The organism is Arthrobacter sp. NyZ413 (assembly GCF_049390645.1).
GTDB lineage: Bacteria > Actinomycetota > Actinomycetes > Actinomycetales > Micrococcaceae > Arthrobacter.
Genome location: NZ_CP155434.1, coordinates 2,652,670 through 2,672,257, shown reverse-complemented (window position 1 = coordinate 2,672,257; position 19,588 = coordinate 2,652,670). Strand labels below are relative to the sequence as shown.

The following is a 19,588-nucleotide window of genomic DNA, read 5'->3' as shown; positions in this document are numbered from 1 at the left end:
GCTTATCGGCCCCCGGTGACCGCGGCCCGTACCGAGTGGATGACCCTGGCTTGTTCGGACTCGGTCATTTGGTGGAAAACAGGGAGGATGAGCGTGTTGTCCGTGAGCCGTTCGGTCGCGGGAAGGGGAACGGTTCCGGTGTCCTTGCCCCGATAGGCGGGTTGGCGATGTGCGGCCATGATTCCCCGGCGTGCCGAGATTTCATCGGCGGCCAGCCGGGCGAGTACGCCGTCGCGGTCGGCGGCCGAGCCGGGCAGGATCTCGATCCAGAAGGACTGGAAGTTGCTGGTGCCCCACGGCGGGTCCTGCGCTACACGGACGGTCTCGAGGTCCGCGAATTGCTTGCCGTACTCCGCGGCGAGGTCCCGGCGGCGCCGAACGACTTCAGGCAGCCGGCCCAGTTGGACGAGGCCAAGGGCGGCCTGCAGGTCGGTCATCCGATAGTTGAAGCCAACTTCCACGTACTCTTCGGCGGGCGCAAGGACGGACGCGTGGCGTGCGTTCGCCGAGACGCTCATGGCGTGCTCCCTGAGGCGGCGGGCACGTTCGGCCCAATCGCTTATATGCGTTGTCAGCATCCCGCCTTCGCCTGTGGTGAGGATCTTGCGGGGGTGGAAGGACCACGCCGAGGCGTCCGCCGCAGCGCCCACGGGACGGCCCTTGTACGTTGACCCGGCGCCGCATGCCGCGTCCTCGATGACCACGATGCCACGGGGATCGCAAAGCTCGCGGATGGAATCCAAGTCCACCGGAATACCGCCTTGGTCCACTGCGATGACCGCCTTGGTGCGCTCCGTCAGTGCGGCCTCGACGGTTGCGGCCGTCAGGTTTCCGGTGACGGGGTCGACGTCGGCAAACACCGGCCGGGCGCCGACGTACGTGGCCGCGTTGGCGGTGGCGATGAAAGAGAACGACGGAACCACGACGTCGTCTCCCTCACCGATGGCGGCCACCACCAGTGACAGGTGGAGCGCCGTCGTGCAATTCGAGGTCGCGACCGCGAAAGGGATGTCCTGGCTGGCCGCGAAGGCGGTTTCGAAATCGGCGACGCGGGGGCCTTGTGCCACCCATCCCGATTCGATCGCGGCGCTGACGGCGGCGACTTCTTCGGCGCCGAACCACGGCTGCATGACGTTGATGCGTGTCATGATCGCACCCCGGCTGTGCGCCCGGCGCCGATTTCCTCGCGGAGCGGGTGCCACCACTGCACGAGCTCCCGAAGGCCGTCCTCGAGCGGTACCCGGGCCGTGAATCCGAGATCGGCCTGGGCGGCCGAAATGTCCGCGAGGCGGCGGCTGACCCCGTTGACTTCACGTTCCGGTCCGTGTTCCACCGCAAGGTCGGACCCCATGACGCGCAGCAGGGCCTCGGCCAATTGGAGGAGGCTAGTCTCGGTCCCGCTTGCGATGTTATAGACGCCTTCACTGAGGTGGCTGCTCGCCGCAAGCACGTTTGCCCGGGCGATATCGGCCGTGAAAACGAAGTCCATGGTCTGGCGTCCGTCGCCGAAAATCAGCGGTGGCTTTCCGTCGGCGATCCTCTCCATCCAGCGCACCAGGACCTCGGTATAGAGGCCGTGAACGTCCATTCGCGGGCCGTAGACGTTGAAGTAGCGCAACAGCACATAGTCCAGGCCGTACATGGCCCGGAAGCTCCTCAACATGCCTTCGTTGAAAGATTTGGCGGCACCGTAGAAGGTGTCGTTGTTGTGGTGGTGGTGCCGCTCATCGGTGGGAAAGCTCTCCGCGAGGCCGTAGACGGAGGCACTCGAGGCAGCCACCACCTTCCCGACCTTCTGCGCAACCGCGGCTTCAAGGACGGTGAACGTCCCGTCGACGAGGACTTCGAGGGCGAGCCGCGGCTCCTCGGCACACTGCGTGATCCTGATGGCGGCCTGGTGGAAGACGATGTCCTTGCCCCTGGTGACATCGTGCACAAGGTCACGGTCCCGCAGGTCGCCCTCCACCAGGGTGACGAGGCCGCTGTCCAAGGCGCCGCCCAAGTTGTCCTTGCGCCCCCGGACGAGGTTGTCCAGCACGTCGACGTGGGCCGCGCCGGCGTCGAGCAGTTGGTCCACAATGGTTGATCCGATGGTGCCGGCGCCGCCGGTGACAAGGATCCGGGCCCCCTCCAAGGTGCTCACGCTGTCTCCTCAAGTTGTAGTTCGGCACGGTCAACCAGGCTGGTCCGACCGTCTTCGCTGAGGCTGCGGGATGCGGCCTCCAGGACCGACAGGACGCGTAAGCCCGCCGAACCGTCGGTCCGCGACGGCCTGCCCTCCCGGATGCTGCTTGCGTACTCGCTGACCATTTGGGCCAACGGCTCGTGCTCGGACAGGGCAGGGGACCAGGTGTCGCCCAGGCGATACGAGATGGTTGAAGCTGTCCGATTCGCTCCGTCCGCGGATTGGCGCTCCAGGTTGACGCCCCGATCGTAGAGGCTGAGCCGCTGCTGCGGATTCAGGTCGTCCCACACCAACGTCCGCTTGGAACCGCCGATGACCATTTGCCGGATCTTTGTCGGGCTGAGCCAGTTGACGTGGACGTGCGCCAAGCCGCCGGCGGCCAGGGGGAAGCTCAAGTGACCTACGCAGGCCCGGCCTGCGCCGAGGGGATCCGCGCCTTGGGCCGACACATGGGAGGGCTGAAGGCCGTCGGGGAGGATGAAATCGATGATGGACAGATCGTGGGGGGCCAGGTCCCAGAAGACGTCGACGTCCGGTTGGACCAGGCCAAGGTTGATCCGGACGGAATCGATGAAGTGGATCTCGCCGAGTGAGCCGTTGCCGATCAGTTCCCGGATTTTGAGCACGGCGGGGGTGTAGCAGTAGGTATGGTCGGCCATCAGCACGAGGCCCTTGAGCCGGGCGAGTTCCACCATTTCCTCGCCCTTTTCGCTGCTGTCAGCCAGCGGTTTCTCGACCAGTACGTGCTTTCCGGCCAACAGGGCTGCCGAGGCGATTCTGTGGTGCGTCCGGGCCGGGGTCGCGATGGCTACGGCATCGAGGCCGGACCAGGACAACAACTCGTCCAAGTCGGTCAGGACCGGCACGCCGCCGACTTGCTCCGAGACCTTCGTGGCCCGGCCGAGATCGAGGTCGCAAATAGCGGCAAGGTCCCAATCCGGACTCGTCCTGAAATTCCGGGCCAAATTCGGCCCCCAGTATCCTGCGCCGATCAGCCCGACGCGCAGCTTTTCGCTGATCATGGTGAAAGCTCCCTCCATGGTGAGAACAGGGACCGGTCAATTGCATGAATGCTCGCTTCAGCCTATTTGTGGAACGCCAAGCGCCACGCGAGTAACAGATACCCGCATTCTCGCTGCGGGCTACTCGGGGTGGACGCGTAATTTCGTGAATCGAACCCGTGGCACTCGACTTCACCAAAACATCACCCTACTTAGCATCAGGGGGTGTTTTCCGCTCCCGTTGTGGTGGTATCTTGTGGACGAACTCTTGCGCTGACGGTCTCGTTTCGGGTTCTTTGACAAGTGGCCCGGGTATTTCCCCATGACTAAACGGGAGCCAATGGCAATGACGAAATTCACTTTTTCGCTGACCGTCCGGGCGAGCATCGTGCTGGCCGCTTTATTGGCAATATCGGTTTCCGTTGCCAGCCTGCTGGCACCATATGCGGTAGCGCCGAGCGCGGCGGCACCGACAGCCATCCCCTTACCCGCCGGCGTGACAGTCCGGGACGTCGACGGCGGCGCGGAATACTATGGAAAATTCCCCAATGGCCTGCCAAGTTCGGCAAACTACTTTCCGTTAGGAATTTGGTTCGAAAGCGTCCTCAATTCCACGGATGTTCCCTTGGACAAAGCTGCCGGAATTAATACGTACGTCGAGCTGACCGCCGGATCCAACGTCCAGTTCATCAAGGACGGAGGGCTGTACGCGATTCCGTCCTGGACCTCGCCACTTGCGTCAGGTTTTATGCTGTCCGACGAAGCGGATATGTGGGCCGGACCTGGTTCGACCACCTGGACCGGAAACTACCCGGGCGCCGGGACGGTTTGTTCTCCCGCGGACAGCAAATGCGGATACACGGTCCAGCAGACCCTGGTACCCCATGCCCTCGCCGGCATGATGGTGTACTCGAATTACGGCAAGGGCGTGACTTTTTGGGAGTCGAGCGCCGAGGCCGGGCAATTCGTCAACAGCTACCAGCAGGTGGTTTCCGCAGACAATTACTGGTTCACCGATCCGAGCATTTGCGCTCCGACCGAAGGCGGCCAGATGCTGCCGACACCCCGGGCGCTAACCGACGCCGAATGCCGGAAAGCCTCGAATTACGGGTGGACAGTGGATCGTGTGCGCTCCTTCGTCAGTCCCAAGGGAAACATCCCCGTGTGGGCCTTCGTCGAACTCGGGCATCCCTTCACTGAAGCAAGCGCTCCCACCATCACGGGTCCGGAGATCAGGGCCGCGGTCTGGAGCAGCATCATCCACGGCGCCCGGGGAATCACGTACTTCAACCACAGTTTTGGCGGGGACTGCCTCTCGCAACATGTTCTGCGGGACGCTTGCGGCGCGGCGATCCGCCCCACCGTGACTGCCGTCAATCAACAGATCGCCGAGCTGGCTCCAGTGCTCAATTCGCCCTTCGTCGATGGCGTGGCAACCACGAGCGGAAGCGTCGACGTCGCCGTCAAGGCCTACAACAAGAGCCTCTACATCATTGCCAACTCCACTCAGGCAGCCTCACAGTCCGTCACGGTAAGCCTCAAGTGCGGCGGCGGGAGCAGTGCAAGCGTCCTGGGTGAGAATCGCTCAGTATCGATGACCAACGGATCCTTCACCGATGGCTTCGCCGACAGCAACGCGGTACACATCTACAAGGTAGAAGGCGGTAACGGCTGCGGCATTTAGCGGCCGTAAAAACAGACCCGGCGGGGATCAAATCCCTGCCGGGTCCAGCACGTTTACCGGCCGGTACCTAGCCCCGGCTGCTTTCGTCCCGCTCCCACGTGGTGGCCTTCGTGGGCCGTTTGCGGAGCCGGGCAACTACCGCGAAACCGACGTAGACCGCGGCGTCGACGCCCGTCCGCGGGCCCCGGATGGAAGAAAGAAGCTCGCGGAGGCTTTGGCCGGAACTCCCGCCGTCGTTCGCCTGGTAATCAAGCAGCTGCACGTTGCTCCGGTAGGTCCGGCCCAGCACTGTGACGAGGGTACGGGCGTTACTTGGAACGTGGACCTTGATAGGCGGGCAGGCGACGATCTCCTTTTCGGCGTCGGAGAAGTGTCGGTCAACGAAGACATCGTCGGCCTGTGCCGGCGGGAAAGCGCCGAAGCGCGAGCGGCCCTCGCGGGTGAGGGCGAAAGCGCCCGCGCCCCAGAGTCCGCTCTTCGTGGAAGCCATGCGGCCACGCGCGCGGTAGAACGCCCGGACGAGGGCGGTTGCGCCGTCGGTGTCATAGCGGGAATCCGGACGGGCTGCCAGGACATCCCCTTGGCCGAGCCGACGGAAAAGCTGCTCAATCGCTGCCGGCTCCACCTCGACATCTGCGTCGAGGTAGAGCCGGGGCCATGCGGTCGCCAAGGAGTCGCCGGTATCCATGGCGATCGTCTTTGACGGCTGCTCGATCTCGACTACCCGGATCCCCGGGAAGCTGCGCGCAATCTCGGCGGTATCGTCAGTGCAGCCATTGCAGACCACGAAGATTTCCACGGTTCCCGCGGCCGCCACAGGTTCCAGGCCCCGAAGCGAACGGGCAATCACAGCGTGTTCGTTATGGGCCGGAATGATGATCGAACCGGCGGGAAAAGCACTGGCCGGCCCGCCGTCGTCGTTCTGCCCGGGCGCCGGCACAGCGTGCGGCAAGCCTTCCCAGCTGCCCTTATTGAGCAACGCGCGGAGGGCAGGCCGGTGATCGTGCTGGTACGAGCGCAGGGCCTCCGAGAGCACGGCGGCGCCACGGAAACCCGCAGCGGAAGCGGGCCCGTGGTGTTTTTCCGCATACCGGACACGGTTGACCGCCATCAACGCCGTGAGGGCGGACGAGGATCCGGAGCCGCCCCGGCGGTGGCGCATCCTCGCGGCGGGTTCGAACCAGTCCCGTGCGCCGGCTTCCCGCGCCCGGCGGAAGAGGTCTGTTTCCTCGGAGTAGAGGAAGAAGCGTTCGTCCCACGGCCCGATCTCTTCGGCCAGGTGCGCCTCGATGAGCATCGCGGCACCCGTGGCCCATTCCACGGGATGCGCGTGCTGGTAGCTTTCCCGGTCGTAGTCGATCTCGGAAAGCCAGGCCGGACGTCCCGGAAGGTGGCTGCCGAGGACCGCATCGGCCCAGGCACGGGTAAGGCTCGGCTCCCGGCGCAAGGACGGGTAGATTGAACCGTCTTCGTCCAGCAGGGCGGGCACTACGATGCCTGCCTTGGAGTAGCGCTGCCGACGGATGAGGGCGGCGACTGAGCCGCGTTCGATCACAAGGTCAGGATTGGCAACCAACAGGTACTTGACGTCGCCACAGTGTTGTTGGGCCGCGTTGATTCCACCCGAGTAGCCGAGGTTGCCGCCGGTGTCGAACGAAATCACGTCCCCGTGGCGTGCGAGGGCCTCCAAGGTCCCGTCCGAGGAACCGTTGTCCGCCACGATGACACGGAGCCATTGGTCCGCAGCCTCGGCCCGAAGGCTTTCGATCAGGAGGTCGACGTCCTGCGCGTTGTTATAGGTGACCACAAGGACAGCGACGTCGGCTGGTTGCCCCGCGGAGGCGAAGGCCCGGTTGCCCGCCGGGGGCGGCGCGCAGCCGACACCTGCGGACGCGACAAATTGTTCGCGTTGTTCCTCGGCCTGCTCCCGCACGACAGAACTGTTGATGCGCAGCGAAGCGTAAGCCGGGGGACCGTCCAGCAGGTAGCGGCGAGCCAGCCGACGCGGCTCCAGGGCGAGGCGCCACGCCCATTCCAGGCCCTTCGAGCTCACCCATTCCGGGGCGCGCTTTACCCGGCCCGCCAGGAAGTCGACCACGGCGCCGAAAGCCAGCAGCACTGAAGCGCCCGTGAGGGATCCGTATTCAGCGATCCAAAGTTCTTGCCGGGGCTTCCCCAAACCCACCACGAGAATGTCCACCCCCGCGGCGGCGATCTCCGCCGCTATCCCGGTTGAAACCTCCGCGTCGGTAAGGTCATCCCTGCTCGGCGACCAGAAACCGGCAAGGAGGAGCCCGGGCCGTTCGCGCGCCAACCTTTCCTTCAAGGACTCCTGGGCTGCACGGGCACCACCTAAGAAGCCGACGCTGAGGTTGAGGGACGTGGCGACATCCAGCAACGGTCCAATAAGGTCGCTACCGGCGAGCCGCGGCCATTGCCGCCCGGTCAGCCGCTGGGCCTGGGACACGAGCGGGGCACCATCCAAGAGGGTAAGCCACTCGAGCGAACACGCCCCCTCCGGAACACCGGAATCGCCACCCAACACCGAAGCCCACCTGCTGCCTGCGCCGAAGTGGTTGATATGGTCCAGGTTCGCGGAAGCAACCGCCAACGGAGCCTCGTCCTTTCGCAGGGCCCGCGCCGCGATGAAATCGATCGCCGCCTGAAGCGCGAAGAGATCCACCTCCGCTCCGCCCAGGACAACCCGTGAAGGGGCAGTGTCCGCCGAACCGGCCTCGAAGGTTCGGCGCTCGCCGGGTTCCGGAATGCTGGACTCCGGAACGCCGGGTTCCGGAGTGCCGGGTCCGGCGAAGCCGTAGAACGCCGGCACGGCTTCCGCCATGGTCCGTGTCCCGGTGGTTGGCAGGATCAAGAGTTTGGAAACCATCGTCCTGAGGCCTTGAACGGTTTTCACGCTGAGTCATCCCTTCGGGGCGGGTCCTGGCTGCTTGCTGCTATTTGGTGCTACTGGGTGCTGAAGATGGCGTCGACCCAGTAGTTGGTGTTGTTGTAGCTGTTGGTGGGGAAGGCGGCGTTGCCGTAGTTGTAGACGCCGTTGGGTCCGTCGGTTCCGCTGGCGAGGCCGTGGAGTGGTGGGTTGTCGGCGGCGCTGCTGAAGTATCCGCTGGTGGCGGAGTAGTTGCCGTTGGGGGCGTAGTAGGAGACGAGGTAGGTGGTGTTGGCGGTGATGGCGACGGGGGTGGTGAACGTTGCTTGTTGCCAGCCGCTGGCGGTTTCGTTGGTGAAGGTGACGGAGGCCAGGAGGGAGCCGGTGCCGGACCAGAGGTAGCCGGTGTGGGTTCCGGTGTTTTGGCTGCCTTTGTAGAAGCGGACGCCGGTGATGTTGCCGGCGACGTCGGAGCGGAACTTCATGCCCAGTTCGACGGCGCTGGTGTCGTTGACGTTGATGGTGGCTGGTGTGGAGGTGGCGCTGAAGACCGTGCACGGGCAGGAGGATGGTGCGGCTGCGGTGGTGAAGGTCCAGGTGTAGGGGGCGGTCATGGTTTGGCCGGTGGAGTTGGTGGCTCCGCTGATGGTGGCCGTGTAGGTGGTGCTGTAGGCCAGGGCCGCTGTGGGGGTGAAGGTCGCGGTGTTGTTTCCGCTGTTGTAGCTGGAGGTTCCCGGGACTGCGGTGTTGCTGGCGTCCTTGAGGGTGAAGGTGACCGAGGATGCGGTCACGGCCTGGCTGAACGTTGCCGTGGGCGCGGTGCCGACGGGTACGGCGGTGGCGCTGCTGGCCGGGTTTGTGGAGCTCACGGTTGGTGCGGTGGGTTGGCCGGTGGTGCTGAAGATGGCGTCGACCCAGTAGTTGGTGTTGTTGTAGCTGTTGGTGGGGAAGGCGGCGTTGCCGTAGTTGTAGACGCCGTTGGGTCCGTCGGTTCCGCTGGCGAGGCCGTGGAGTGGTGGGTTGTCGGCGGCGCTGCTGAAGTATCCGCTGGTGGCGGAGTAGTTGCCGTTGGGGGCGTAGTAGGAGACGAGGTAGGTGGTGTTGGCGGTGATGGCGACGGGGGTGGTGAACGTTGCTTGTTGCCAGCCGCTGGCGGTTTCGTTGGTGAAGGTGACGGAGGCCAGGAGGGAGCCGGTGCCGGACCAGAGGTAGCCGGTGTGGGTTCCGGTGTTTTGGCTGCCTTTGTAGAAGCGGACGCCGGTGATGTTGCCGGCGACGTCGGAGCGGAACTTCATGCCCAGTTCGACGGCGCTGGTGTCGTTGACGTTGATGGTGGCTGGTGTGGAGGTGGCGCTGAAGACCGTGCACGGGCAGGAGGATGGTGCGGCTGCGGTGGTGAAGGTCCAGGTGTAGGGGGCGGTCATGGTTTGGCCGGTGGAGTTGGTGGCTCCGCTGATGGTGGCCGTGTAGGTGGTGCTGTAGGCCAGGGCCGCTGTGGGGGTGAAGGTCGCGGTGTTGTTTCCGCTGTTGTAGCTGGAGGTTCCCGGGACTGCGGTGTTGCTGGCGTCCTTGAGGGTGAAGGTGACCGAGGATGCGGTCACGGCCTGGCTGAACGTTGCCGTGGGCGCGGTGCCGACGGGTACGGCGGTGGCGCTGCTGGCCGGGTTTGTGGAGCTCACGGTTGGTGCGGTGGGTTGGCCGGTGGTGCTGAAGATGGCGTCGACCCAGTAGTTGGTGTTGTTGTAGCTGTTGGTGGGGAAGGCGGCGTTGCCGTAGTTGTAGACGCCGTTGGGTCCGTCGGTTCCGCTGGCGAGGCCGTGGAGTGGTGGGTTGTCGGCGGCGCTGCTGAAGTATCCGCTGGTGGCGGAGTAGTTGCCGTTGGGGGCGTAGTAGGAGACGAGGTAGGTGGTGTTGGCGGTGATGGCGACGGGGGTGGTGAACGTTGCTTGTTGCCAGCCGCTGGCGGTTTCGTTGGTGAAGGTGACGGAGGCCAGGAGGGAGCCGGTGCCGGACCAGAGGTAGCCGGTGTGGGTTCCGGTGTTTTGGCTGCCTTTGTAGAAGCGGACGCCGGTGATGTTGCCGGCGACGTCGGAGCGGAACTTCATGCCGAGTTCCACCGCATTCGGGTCACTGACGCTTACTGTCGAAGGGGTCGACGTAGCGCTGAACACGGTGCACGGGCAAGCCGGCGGCGCCGCCGTGGTGAAGGTCCAGGTGTAGGGGGCGGTCATGGTTTGGCCGGTGGAGTTGGTGGCTCCGCTGATGGTGGCCGTGTAGGTGGTGCTGTAGGCCAGGGCCGCTGTGGGGGTGAAGGTCGCGGTGTTGTTTCCGCTGTTGTAGCTGGAGGTTCCCGGGACTGCGGTGTTGCTGGCGTCCTTGAGGGTGAAGGTGACCGAGGATGCGGTCACGGCCTGGCTGAACGATGCCGTGGGTGCCGTGCCGACGGGCACGGCGGTGGCGCTGCTCGCAGGTGTTGTCGAAGAAACCGTCGGCGGCGGTGGTGGAGCGGCGGTGGTGAACGTCCAGGAGTAGGGCGAAGTCATGGTCTGGCCGGCGCTGTTGGTGGCGCCGCTCACCGTTGCGGTGTAGCTGGTGCTGAAGGCCAAGGCCGAGGTAGGCGTGAACGAGGCGGTATTGGTGCCGGCGGTGTAGCTGGACGTTCCGGGTACCGCTGTGTTGCTGGCGTCCTTAAGGGTGAAGGTGACCGACGAAGCTATGACGGCCTGGTTGAACGTTGCCGTAGGAGCCGTGCTGGTTGGAATGGCTGTGGCATTGTTCGCGGGTGCGCTGGAAGAAACGGCCGGCGGTGGCGGAGGCGCGGTAGTCGTGAATGTCCATGTATAAGGCGCCGTCATGGCTTGTCCGGCGCTGTTGGTGGCTCCGCTGATCGTGGCTGTGTAGGTGGCGCTGTTGGCCAAGGTCGCGGTGGGGGTAAAGGTCGCGGTGTTGGTTCCGCTGTTGTAGCTGGAGGTTCCGGGTACCGCGGTGTTGGTGGCGTCCTTGAGGGTGAAGGTGACCGAGGATCCGGTCACGGCCTGGTTGAACGTCGCCGTGAGGGCCGTATTAGTGGCAACGCCGGTCGCATTGTTCGCCGGAGACGTCGTGGAAACGGCAGGTGCCGTGCTCGATGGAACGAAGATCGCGTCCACCCAGTAGTACTCGGCGTCGTAGGAGTTCGTGGGGAACGCCGATGACGGGCCGTAGTTGTACATGCCGTTGGGGGTGCCGGGCACGCTCCGCGGGTAGTGCAACGGTGCGCTGTCTACCCGGCTGTTTCCGGCGGGCGGCGGCGACGGATGGAGGTAGAAGTACGCCGTGTCTTCGGTGTAGTGCCCGGCCGGAGCGTAGTAGGAGACCGTGTAGATGGTGTTTGCTGTCACGGAAAGCGGCGGTGAGAAGTTCGCGGTCTGCCAACCTGTGGCGGATTCGCCGGTGAAGGTCACCGTGGCGAGTCGCTGCCCGCTGGCGGACCAGATGTTGCCGATGTGCGTTCCGGTGTTCTTGGCTGCTTTGTAGAAGCGCACGCCCGTGATGGTTCCGTTCACCTCGGAGTAGAACTTCGCCCCCACCTCGATGGCGGTCGGGTCTCCGGCATCAGCGACGGCGGGCGTGACGTTGACACCGGAGAGGCTGCACGGGCAGGCAATGTTGGTGACAGTTCCCGACGACGGCGACTCGATATTGCCGCTGTCATCAACGGCCCGTGAGCGAATGGTCGAGGTGGGGTTGCCGTGGGCGTTCCAGGTGTACGTCCAATTCGTCGTGCCGGTGGCCGGATGCCAGGTGGTGCCGTTGTCGGTGGAAACTTCGACGCCGGTGACCACTCCGCCGCCGGTGTCCGACGCCGTTCCGCTGACTGTGACGATGGTTCCGTCGGCGATGTTCGCACCGAAAGCGGGCGAGATGATGGTCGACGTCGGTGCGGTTGTGTCCGTGGACTTCGAGGCGGCCACCAGCCCGCTGATGAGCGTGGTGGGCTGGACGCCCATGTCGGCGAAGAGGTTGACGGTTGCCTGCTGCATGTTCTTGTCCACCGCCTTGCCGGTGGTGAATCCGTCAAGTCCCCACGCCCATTGGACGGTTCCGGCGCCGAAGACGAGCGCGCCGCTTGGCGCCTCGTACATCGTGAGGTTATGGGTGGCGGTCTTCCCGGTGGCGGTCTGTGAACCATAGTCGGTGAAGACTTCCGCCGAGGTGTTCGTTGTTGAGGACATGTCGAAGAGGCCGGCTGGCCGGAACCCGTTGTCGGCGTCGATATCCCACTCATAGCCCAGCGTTCCCAACCCTGCCCCGAGGGTCACGGTGCTTCCCGGCGCCATGGTGGCAATCGATGTGTTACGCCATAACCGGAGCTTGCTGTACTGGTAGGGAACCGTGATGTCGGTGGTTCCTGAATTGACCAGGAAGAACTGACCGGTCATTGAATTCTCCGGGTTTCCGCCCCCGGTGGATGTCCCGAATCGTGGGTCCCGGTACGTGCCTGTCCAGGTGACCGGATCCGTCGGTGCATTGAAGTGGGTGTCCTTGTAGGCCACGAGGGTCCGCCCGGGAGTGCTGGTTCCGGCGTAGCTCGATTCCCAGCGGGTACGCCAGAAGGACTCGTTTCCGCTGAAGAACGCGAGGTTTACTCCGGCATCCCGGGCGGCTTCGACGTTCGCGCGTTGGTCGGCGGACCAATATTCGTCGTGGCCGGAGGACATAAAGGTCTTGTGGTTGAGGAGCAGGGAGCCGCTGGTGGCTACGTCATTGCTGCTCGTGTAGCTGATGTCATAGCCGTTGGCCTCCATGAACCGGATCATGGGGTACTCGGCGTACATCAGCCAGCTGCGTCCCTGGTCGTCTTCGGCCGTGTGGAACGGGCGGTTGTAGGAAACTTTGAAGGCGCCTTTGTAGGCTTGCGGGTTTCCCGGCGGGCAGGCCACGGTGCAGGTGTACAGGCTGTTGCCGCCGTACGTGTTGTAGGCCTCCCACGTCGCATCCGAGGTGGAGATCAGTACGTCCGAATGGGCCGCGTCGTTGCGGACGACGAACGGTATGAGGCTTGCCCCATTGGTGTCGTTGCGGACGAGCCGGGCGATATAGACGCCGGAAACCGCCGTGGACGGAACCGCCCAGGAAGCCGAAACCGCCCAGTTCCCGCAATCGATGAGGCCGGTGTCGGAGTAGGTGCTGCAGGCCGGCTGTGATTGCGGCAGCGCGGCGGAGGGAAGCAAGTTGGCGGCGACTTTGCGGGCACCCGACCCCTGGTAATACCCGAGCCGGTAAATGTCGATATGGTACGCCGAGGCCGGAGTCAGGATCTTGAACGAGATCGTTTGGCCGATGTTGACGCTCATCGACGTCCCGTACCCCTGGATGGTGGAGTCGCCGGCTCCGGACACTTGCCATTCCGAGGCAGGGTTCCCCGGAAGGGTGTTCTCGCAAGCCACCGGACTTGTGATCGGCGCGGTGCACGGATTCGTCGCGGCCACGGCCGGGACAGCCGGAACCTGCAACGTCAGGAGCGCTCCGATCAGTGCCAAGACGGTTGGGAGGACCAAGTGGCGCACTGCCAGGGGGAAAGTTCGGTTGGAGCTCATGTCACGACCCGCTTCTGTCCAAAGTTGGTTCAGGCACTCAATGACGGAAGCATATGGATGGGTGCGGGGACGGGGCACGAGTAGCGGTACCCGTCTTTTCAGCCTCCGCACGCGGGGGCGGCGACGGGTTTTACCTGTTTTCCGGAGTTGGGCATGCGAGTGTCCAAGGGGCCGGAAACCGGAGGATGGAAGCGTTGCCCAGGTGAAGGTGATGCCTTGGTGCATGGGCGGCAGTTGCCCTTGCCGAGCAGCGCCTGGTGCCGTGTGCAGAAGAGACCAGGGCCCTCGTCTACGAGAGGCTTGCCCGATCCATGGCTTCGGAGACGATGTGCTCCGCGATGGCCATCGACGACGTCGCGCCAGGAGACGGGGCATTCCGGACGTGGACCAGCCGGTTCGTCCCGGTGATCACGAAGTCATCCACGAGGCTGCCGTCCCGGGCCATGGCCTGGGCCCGGATCCCGCGGGGTCCGCGTGTGACGTCGCCTGCTTGGAGTTCCGGAACGTATTTCCGGGCTTCCTCGACGAAGGCGCGGCTGCTAGCGACGAGCCGCGCTTCCCGTGCGGCGGTGGGAAGGTTGCCGGCGGCGAACCGCCAGAATCCGGGAAAGCCCAGGACCTCGCCCAGGTCACCGGGGGACACCTGCACGCGCCGGTAGGCTTCGCGTCCTGCGGCCAGGAACGCATTGGGACCCACCATGATGGCACCGTCGATGCGTTTGGTGAGGTGGACGCCAAGGAAGGGATACCGCGGGTCCGGGACAGGATAGATGAGGCCCTTCACCAAGCCGCGTTTTTCCGGCCGGAGCAGGTAGTAGTCGCCGAAGAACGGTACGATCCTGGGATTGGCGGGGTCTCCGGAAGCATGCGCCAGGCGATCGGACTGCAGGCCCGCGCACGCGATGACGAGGTCGTACGCTTCAGTCCCGCGTGTGGAGGCCACCCGGATTTCGGGTCCGCGCTGCTCGATGCCCGTCACAGCCACTCCGAGCGCCACGGCGCCACCGGCGTCGGCGACATCCTGGGCCAGCGCGTTGGTGACCGCGCGGTAGTCGACGATTGCGGTCCGCGGCGAATGCAGGGCCGCCATCCCGCGCGCGTGGGGCTCGACGGCGGCAAGCTCGTCTGCGTTGATCATGCGGACATCGGGCACTCCGTTGGCGATGGCCCGGCCATGGATGGCTTCGAGCCGCCCGAGTTCGCTCGCGTTGTGGGCCACCACCACTTTGCCGCATTCCTCGTAGTCCATGCCCTTCCCGGCCGTGAATTCCTGGAGTAGTTCGACTCCGCGGCGGCACAGCCTGGCCTTGAGGCTCCCGGGTTCGTAATACAGGCCTGCATGCACTACGCCGCTGTTGTGGCCCGTCTGGTGTGCGGCCAGTTCGCTTTCCTTCTCGAACACGGTCACGTCCACGTTGCCCAGGCTCCGGGTGAGCTGGCGTGCGACGGCGACCCCGATGATGCCGCCACCGACGACTGCCGCGCGGACCCTTTTCATGCCTGGCGGGCTTCTTTGAGCGTGTCACCGTCTTTGATGTAGCGTTCTCCGGTTTCGGGACAGACCAATTCGTCGCCGTCCGGGTGCAGGCGGTGTCCCGACTTTCCCACCCAGCCGATTTGCCTGGCAGGGACACCGGCGACCAGGGCGAACGCCGGAACGTCCTTGACGACGACGGCGCCCGCGGCCACCGTTGCCCACTTCCCGATCGTGATGGGCGCGACGCAGACGGCGCGCGCTCCGATGGCCGCCCCGTCCTCGATCGTCACGCCGACGGGTGTCCAGTCGTCGGCGGACTTCAGTACGCCGTCAGGGCTTACGGCGCGGGGGTAGGTGTCGTTGGTGAGGACGGCAGCCGGTCCAATGAAAACTCCCTCGCCAAGCCGGGCGGGCTCATAGACGAGGGAATAGTTTTGAAGTTTGCAATTGGATCCGATGTGGACTCCGGGCCCGACGTAGGCTCCCCGGCCGATGGTGCAGTTTTCGCCGAGGCTCGCATCTTCCCTGATGTGGGCAAGGTGCCAAATCCTTGTGCCTGCACCGATGCTGGCACGCTCTGAGACATCGGCACTTGGTTCAACGGAAGTCATGGAAGCACGTCCCCTATCGAGCGATTGAATGGGTCCAATGAATCGCAGCCGCGGTCCGCCCGGGATTAAAAGCCGGACGAACCCTGGCCTGCGACGATTGTAAACACGTTTGGCGCCCGATAGCAGGAGATCGTGGACGAAACCCGCAACGCTAGTCCGGCTTCACTCCAAACTCTGCCGCGCTGACAAATTCGATGGAGGTGAAGGTCTCGTCGCCAACAACCCAGGCATTGTGGCCGGGTGGAATGGTGTACGAATCGCCTTGGGAAATGGTGATCTTCTTGCCATCGGTGGTTTCGACTTCAAGGGTTCCGGCGACGCAGAATCCTACGTGGTTTGCCTGGCAGGAGTCCGTCTGGACCACGGGCTTGATGCAGCCTTCCCAGCTCCATCCGGGCTCGAACGTCAAACGTCCGATGGTGTAGTCACCCACGGTGACGACGTCCACCACGGTCTTGTCCGGGCGGCGGGACTCATCGGGAGAATTGTGCGACTTAACTTCCAGCTGCGTGACGACATTGACAGTCATGGTCTTCTCACAAGGGTGCAGGAGCCTGATGTGACAGGTCCGCAACGTGGCTCTGCGCAACGGACCCATGTGTCTGCCCACCGCCGGGGGCACTCACGGTGTGTCGCGGCAGCGGGCAGGCGGTCGTTTACTTGCAATCTCTACCATCCTCCGGCGCCCCCGTGTTGTCGAGGGTTCCAGCGGGGGATAGATTGGTGCAGCGTGACTCCACCCGATCTTGAAGCGTCGTTGCAGCCGTTGTTCGAAACTCTGCGCCGGTTCCCCGACGTCGAAGCCGACAACCTGCAGGCTTACGATGCCACCGACCGGCTGCTCCTCGAAACAGCAGCGCCCTTCATCGCGGATCCAAGGCTCCAGCTCGCGGTGGTCGGCGACCGTTACGGGGCCTTGGCGTTGGGCGCCCTCGCCGCTCTCGGCGTCGAACGCGTCCGCGTGGCGCAGGACCTGTACACGGGCCGCCTGGCTCTTCGGCGGAACGCCGAGGCGTCCGGCTTGTCCGGCCGTTTCGACCAGCTGGAGTTGGGGGCCGGGCTGCTCGACGGCGTCCAACTGGTGATCATGCAGCTGCCCAAATCGCTCGGCGAACTGGAAGAGGTTTCCGACGCCGTTGCCCGCTTTGCTGCCCCGGGTGCGGTCCTGCTCGCTGGCGGACGGGTCAAGCACATGTCCCTCGGCATGAACACTGTCCTGGAACGGAACTTCGAAACGGTCCAGCCCCAACTCGCCCAGCGCAAGTCGCGCGTCCTGCTCGCTACCGGCCTCCGGCGTCCGGCCACGCCTCCGACCTTCCCCGCCAGCACCCACAACGAAGAACTGGGTATCACTGTCCGGGCGCACGGAGCCGTTTTCTCGGGGACGAAGCTCGACATCGGCACCCGCTTCCTGCTCGGTTTCATGGACAAGATTCCCGATGCCCGCCACGCCGTCGATCTCGGTTGCGGTACCGGGATCCTTGCCGCGATGTACGCGAAATCGCGGCCGAATGCCCGGGTGACGGCGACCGACCAATCGGCGGCTGCCGTCGCGTCCGCGAAGGCGACGACGGAAGCCAACGGACTCGGTGAGCGGATCACGGTGGTCCAGGACGACGCGATGTCCGGCTTTGAACCCGGAAGCGCGGACCTTGTCTTGCTGAATCCACCGTTCCACCTCGGCGCCAGCGTCCACGCCGGGGCGGCGATGAAAATGTTCGAGGCAGCTGCGCGGGTCCTCGCCCCCGGTGGTGAATTGTGGACCGTGTACAACAGCCATCTGCAGTATCGCCTCGCGCTGGAACGCCTGATTGGTCCGACAACCGAGGTGGGCAGGAACCCGAAGTTCACGGTGACGCGGAGCGTTAAACGGGACTGACCCTCAATCTCCACCCAGCAATTGCGCCACCGCAAACCGTCCGACGCCGGCCATTCCGGGGTTGTCGTCCGAGAATGTGACCATCGCCGTCGCGAGGGCCACCGCCCAGCCACGCGCGCGGACCCAGTCGCCGGCACCGACGGCGGGACCGAGCGCCGAGACGAAGCGGTGCCGCGCGCCGTCGTCGAACATCAACCACGCGACGGCGAGGTCGACGGCGGGGTCCCCGGCACCGAGGTCCCCGAAGTCGATGACTGCGGCAAGGTGGCCGGCAGGCTTCAGCAGCACGTTGGCCGGATGGAGGTCCCCGTGGAACCACAACCGAGGCCCGGACCATGCGGGCGCGGCGCAGGCGCGCAACCAGATGTCCCGCAATCGCCCGGCATCGGGATAGCGCCGTGCATCGGCCAGCCGTTCCTGGACCACGCTGGACCGGGCCGCCAACGGAACTCCGCGGACCGGGTTGATGGGCGCTCCGGCCGGGGCGGGCACGTGGATGGCGAGAAGGAATGCGGCCAGGTCTTCGGCGGCGGCTTTCCGGGCCGCGTGCGGAACGAGGGTCGCGGGGATTCCTTCCAGCAACGGGACCACGCTCCACGGCCAAGGGTATTTTCCGCTCGGGCGTCCGTTGTGGATCGGGGCAGGAACCGGAACCGGCGAATGCAGGGCATAGCCAGGCAGGTACCGCTGTTCGTGGAGCACCAAGTGCGCCGCGGCCTCGCGCCTGGGCAACCGCACGGCCATTTCGTTGCCAAGCCGGTAGATGACGTTGTCCCATCCGTTGGCGAACAACGTCAGGGGAAGATCGGAAAACGCCGGCGCTTGTTCCTTGAGCAGCTCTTTCACGAGAGCCGCGGTGATGTGCACTTCGGCGCGGGGCATCACTGCCATGTGATGCCTCCAGCCTGTGTTCCCGGTGTCCGTTCCAGGTGACCAGCGTGTAGGCATACCGGGACGCGCACACGTGCCGTACCATGCAAAATGCAATAGCATTCTTCCAGCGATTTTAGGGGAATACGTGACTGAGATCCGCCAGCCCACTCCGAGGCGCGGAACCAATCTGCCACGCATGGGGGACTTCAATCTGACCGTCATCCTGGACGCCATCAGGCGTTCGTCGGGCGGCCTGAGCCGGGTGGAACTTGCCCAGATCGTGGGTCTTTCACCCCAAACCATCTCGAACATTTCGCGCCGCCTCCTGGACCAACGGCTCATTGTCGAAGCCGGCAAGGAAGGCAGCGGCCCGGGCAAGCCCCGCACCATCCTCCGCCTGAACCCTGCCGGGATGTACGCGCTCGGCGTCCATGTGGATCCCGCGGTCATCACGTCCGTGGTTCTGGACCTGGTGGGTGACGTCGTGAAGCATTCCCGCATTCCCACCCCCGCCGGGAGCAACCCGCAGCGGGTCATCTCCGCCATCGCGGACGAGATCAAGTCGTTGATTGAGGACTCCGGCGTCGATCCGGGGAAGATCGCCGGGCTGGGGGTCGCAGCTCCCGGGCCCATCGACCTTGACGAAGGGACCGTGGTGGATCCGCCGCTACTGGTCGGCTGGGACCGGGTGTATCTTCGGGACGCACTGGCCGAGGCCACGGGACTCGAAACCCTCGTGGACAAGGACGTTACCAGCGCCGCGGTCGCGGAGACCTGGGCCGGCGGACCCAGCGGTGCGGGGAGCTTTGTCTTCATGTACATGGGTACGGGCATCGGTTGCGGAATTGTCCTGAACGACGAAGTGGTCCGTGGAACGTCCGGCAATGCCGGTGAAATCGGGCACATCATTGTGGACCCGGACGGGCCCCCTTGTGACTGCGGCCTCCGGGGATGCGTCAAGTCATCGTGCATCCCGCAGGTCCTCGTGGCCGAGGCCGAAGAACAAGGGATCCTGGACGGCGGGCGGAAGGGCACGGAAGGCCCGGAGGTGCAGGAAGGTTTCGCCAGGCTGTGCGATGCCGCTGATGCCGGTGACGAACGGGCCATCGCGATCATCGACAAGTCTGCGGTCCTCGTGGCCCGGGCCGTCGCCGTCGTCACCAATACGCTGGATGTTGAACGCGTTGTCTTCGGCGGGCCCTTCTGGGCCCGCATGTCCGAACGCTACCTGGAACGCATCCCGGCCTTGCTTGCCGCGAACAGTGCGGCAAACAGCATCCACGGGATAGAGGTCGTCGGGACCGGAGTGGGCGAAGACGTGGGCGCCATCGGCGCGGCCTGCCTCGTCCTGGAACATACGCTTGCGCCGCGCGCCCAGCGGCTCTTGTTGGAGGGGTGAACCAACCCACGAA

General features: G+C 64.9%; 12 protein-coding genes. 3 read left to right on the top strand and 9 right to left on the bottom strand.

Features of this window, described 5'->3' with window-relative positions; all coding sequences use genetic code 11:
• Positions 1-2: 2 nt before the first annotated feature.
• The 3 genes from ABCW42_RS12470 to ABCW42_RS12460 are packed head-to-tail and all read right to left on the bottom strand — an operon-like array spanning position 3 to position 3,207.
• A complete protein-coding gene (locus ABCW42_RS12470; protein WP_423181551.1) occupies positions 3-1,148 on the bottom strand; it encodes a DegT/DnrJ/EryC1/StrS family aminotransferase in 1,146 nt (381 codons plus the stop codon).
• On the bottom strand, positions 1,145-2,143 hold the full coding sequence (locus ABCW42_RS12465) for an NAD-dependent epimerase/dehydratase family protein (protein WP_423181550.1): 999 nt from the start codon (positions 2,141-2,143) through the stop codon (positions 1,145-1,147). The genes ABCW42_RS12470 and ABCW42_RS12465 overlap by 4 nt, the downstream gene beginning before the upstream one ends.
• On the bottom strand, positions 2,140-3,207 hold the full coding sequence (locus ABCW42_RS12460; protein ID WP_423181549.1) for a Gfo/Idh/MocA family protein: 1,068 nt from the start codon (positions 3,205-3,207) through the stop codon (positions 2,140-2,142). Before ABCW42_RS12460 ends, ABCW42_RS12465 begins: the two co-directional genes overlap by 4 nt.
• 325 nt (positions 3,208-3,532) lie before the next feature.
• Between ABCW42_RS12460 and ABCW42_RS12455 the strand changes: the two genes are divergently transcribed.
• Positions 3,533-4,870, top strand: a complete 1,338-nt coding sequence (locus tag ABCW42_RS12455) for a hypothetical protein (RefSeq protein ID WP_423181548.1) — start codon at positions 3,533-3,535, stop codon at positions 4,868-4,870.
• A gap of 67 nt (positions 4,871-4,937) precedes the next feature.
• Here the strand turns inward: ABCW42_RS12455 and ABCW42_RS12450 are convergent, their stop codons facing one another.
• The 5 genes from ABCW42_RS12450 to ABCW42_RS12430 form a co-directional block, all read right to left on the bottom strand.
• Positions 4,938-7,784, bottom strand: coding sequence for a WecB/TagA/CpsF family glycosyltransferase (locus tag ABCW42_RS12450; protein WP_423181547.1), 2,847 nt, complete (start codon positions 7,782-7,784; stop codon positions 4,938-4,940).
• A gap of 50 nt (positions 7,785-7,834) precedes the next feature.
• Positions 7,835-13,336: a DUF4082 domain-containing protein gene (locus tag ABCW42_RS12445; protein WP_423181546.1), complete on the bottom strand. Its 5,502-nt coding sequence runs from the start codon at positions 13,334-13,336 to the stop codon at positions 7,835-7,837.
• Between the two features lie 289 nt (positions 13,337-13,625).
• Positions 13,626-14,834, bottom strand: a complete 1,209-nt coding sequence (gene lhgO / locus ABCW42_RS12440; RefSeq protein ID WP_423181545.1) for an L-2-hydroxyglutarate oxidase — start codon at positions 14,832-14,834, stop codon at positions 13,626-13,628.
• Entirely contained in the window at positions 14,831-15,424 is a 594-nt protein-coding gene (locus ABCW42_RS12435; protein WP_423181544.1) for a DapH/DapD/GlmU-related protein, read from the bottom strand. Before ABCW42_RS12435 ends, lhgO begins: the two co-directional genes overlap by 4 nt.
• A gap of 151 nt (positions 15,425-15,575) precedes the next feature.
• The gene (locus ABCW42_RS12430) at positions 15,576-15,953 is read right to left on the bottom strand and encodes a cupin domain-containing protein (protein WP_423181543.1); all 378 of its coding nucleotides are present in this window, start codon (positions 15,951-15,953) and stop codon (positions 15,576-15,578) included.
• 201 nt (positions 15,954-16,154) lie between these two features.
• Here ABCW42_RS12430 and ABCW42_RS12425 point away from each other — a divergent pair, with 201 nt between their 5' ends.
• Positions 16,155-17,303: a class I SAM-dependent methyltransferase gene (locus tag ABCW42_RS12425; RefSeq protein WP_423181542.1), complete on the top strand. Its 1,149-nt coding sequence runs from the start codon at positions 16,155-16,157 to the stop codon at positions 17,301-17,303.
• 3 nt (positions 17,304-17,306) lie between these two features.
• Here ABCW42_RS12425 and ABCW42_RS12420 read toward each other — a convergent pair whose 3' ends face one another.
• A complete protein-coding gene (locus ABCW42_RS12420) occupies positions 17,307-18,194 on the bottom strand; it encodes an aminoglycoside phosphotransferase family protein (protein ID WP_423181541.1) in 888 nt (295 codons plus the stop codon).
• A 127-nt stretch (positions 18,195-18,321) separates the two neighbouring features.
• On the opposite strand from ABCW42_RS12420, the gene ABCW42_RS12415 reads away from it, so the two are divergent.
• The gene (locus tag ABCW42_RS12415) at positions 18,322-19,575 is read left to right on the top strand and encodes an ROK family protein (RefSeq protein WP_423181540.1); all 1,254 of its coding nucleotides are present in this window, start codon (positions 18,322-18,324) and stop codon (positions 19,573-19,575) included.
• Positions 19,576-19,588 lie beyond the last annotated feature (13 nt).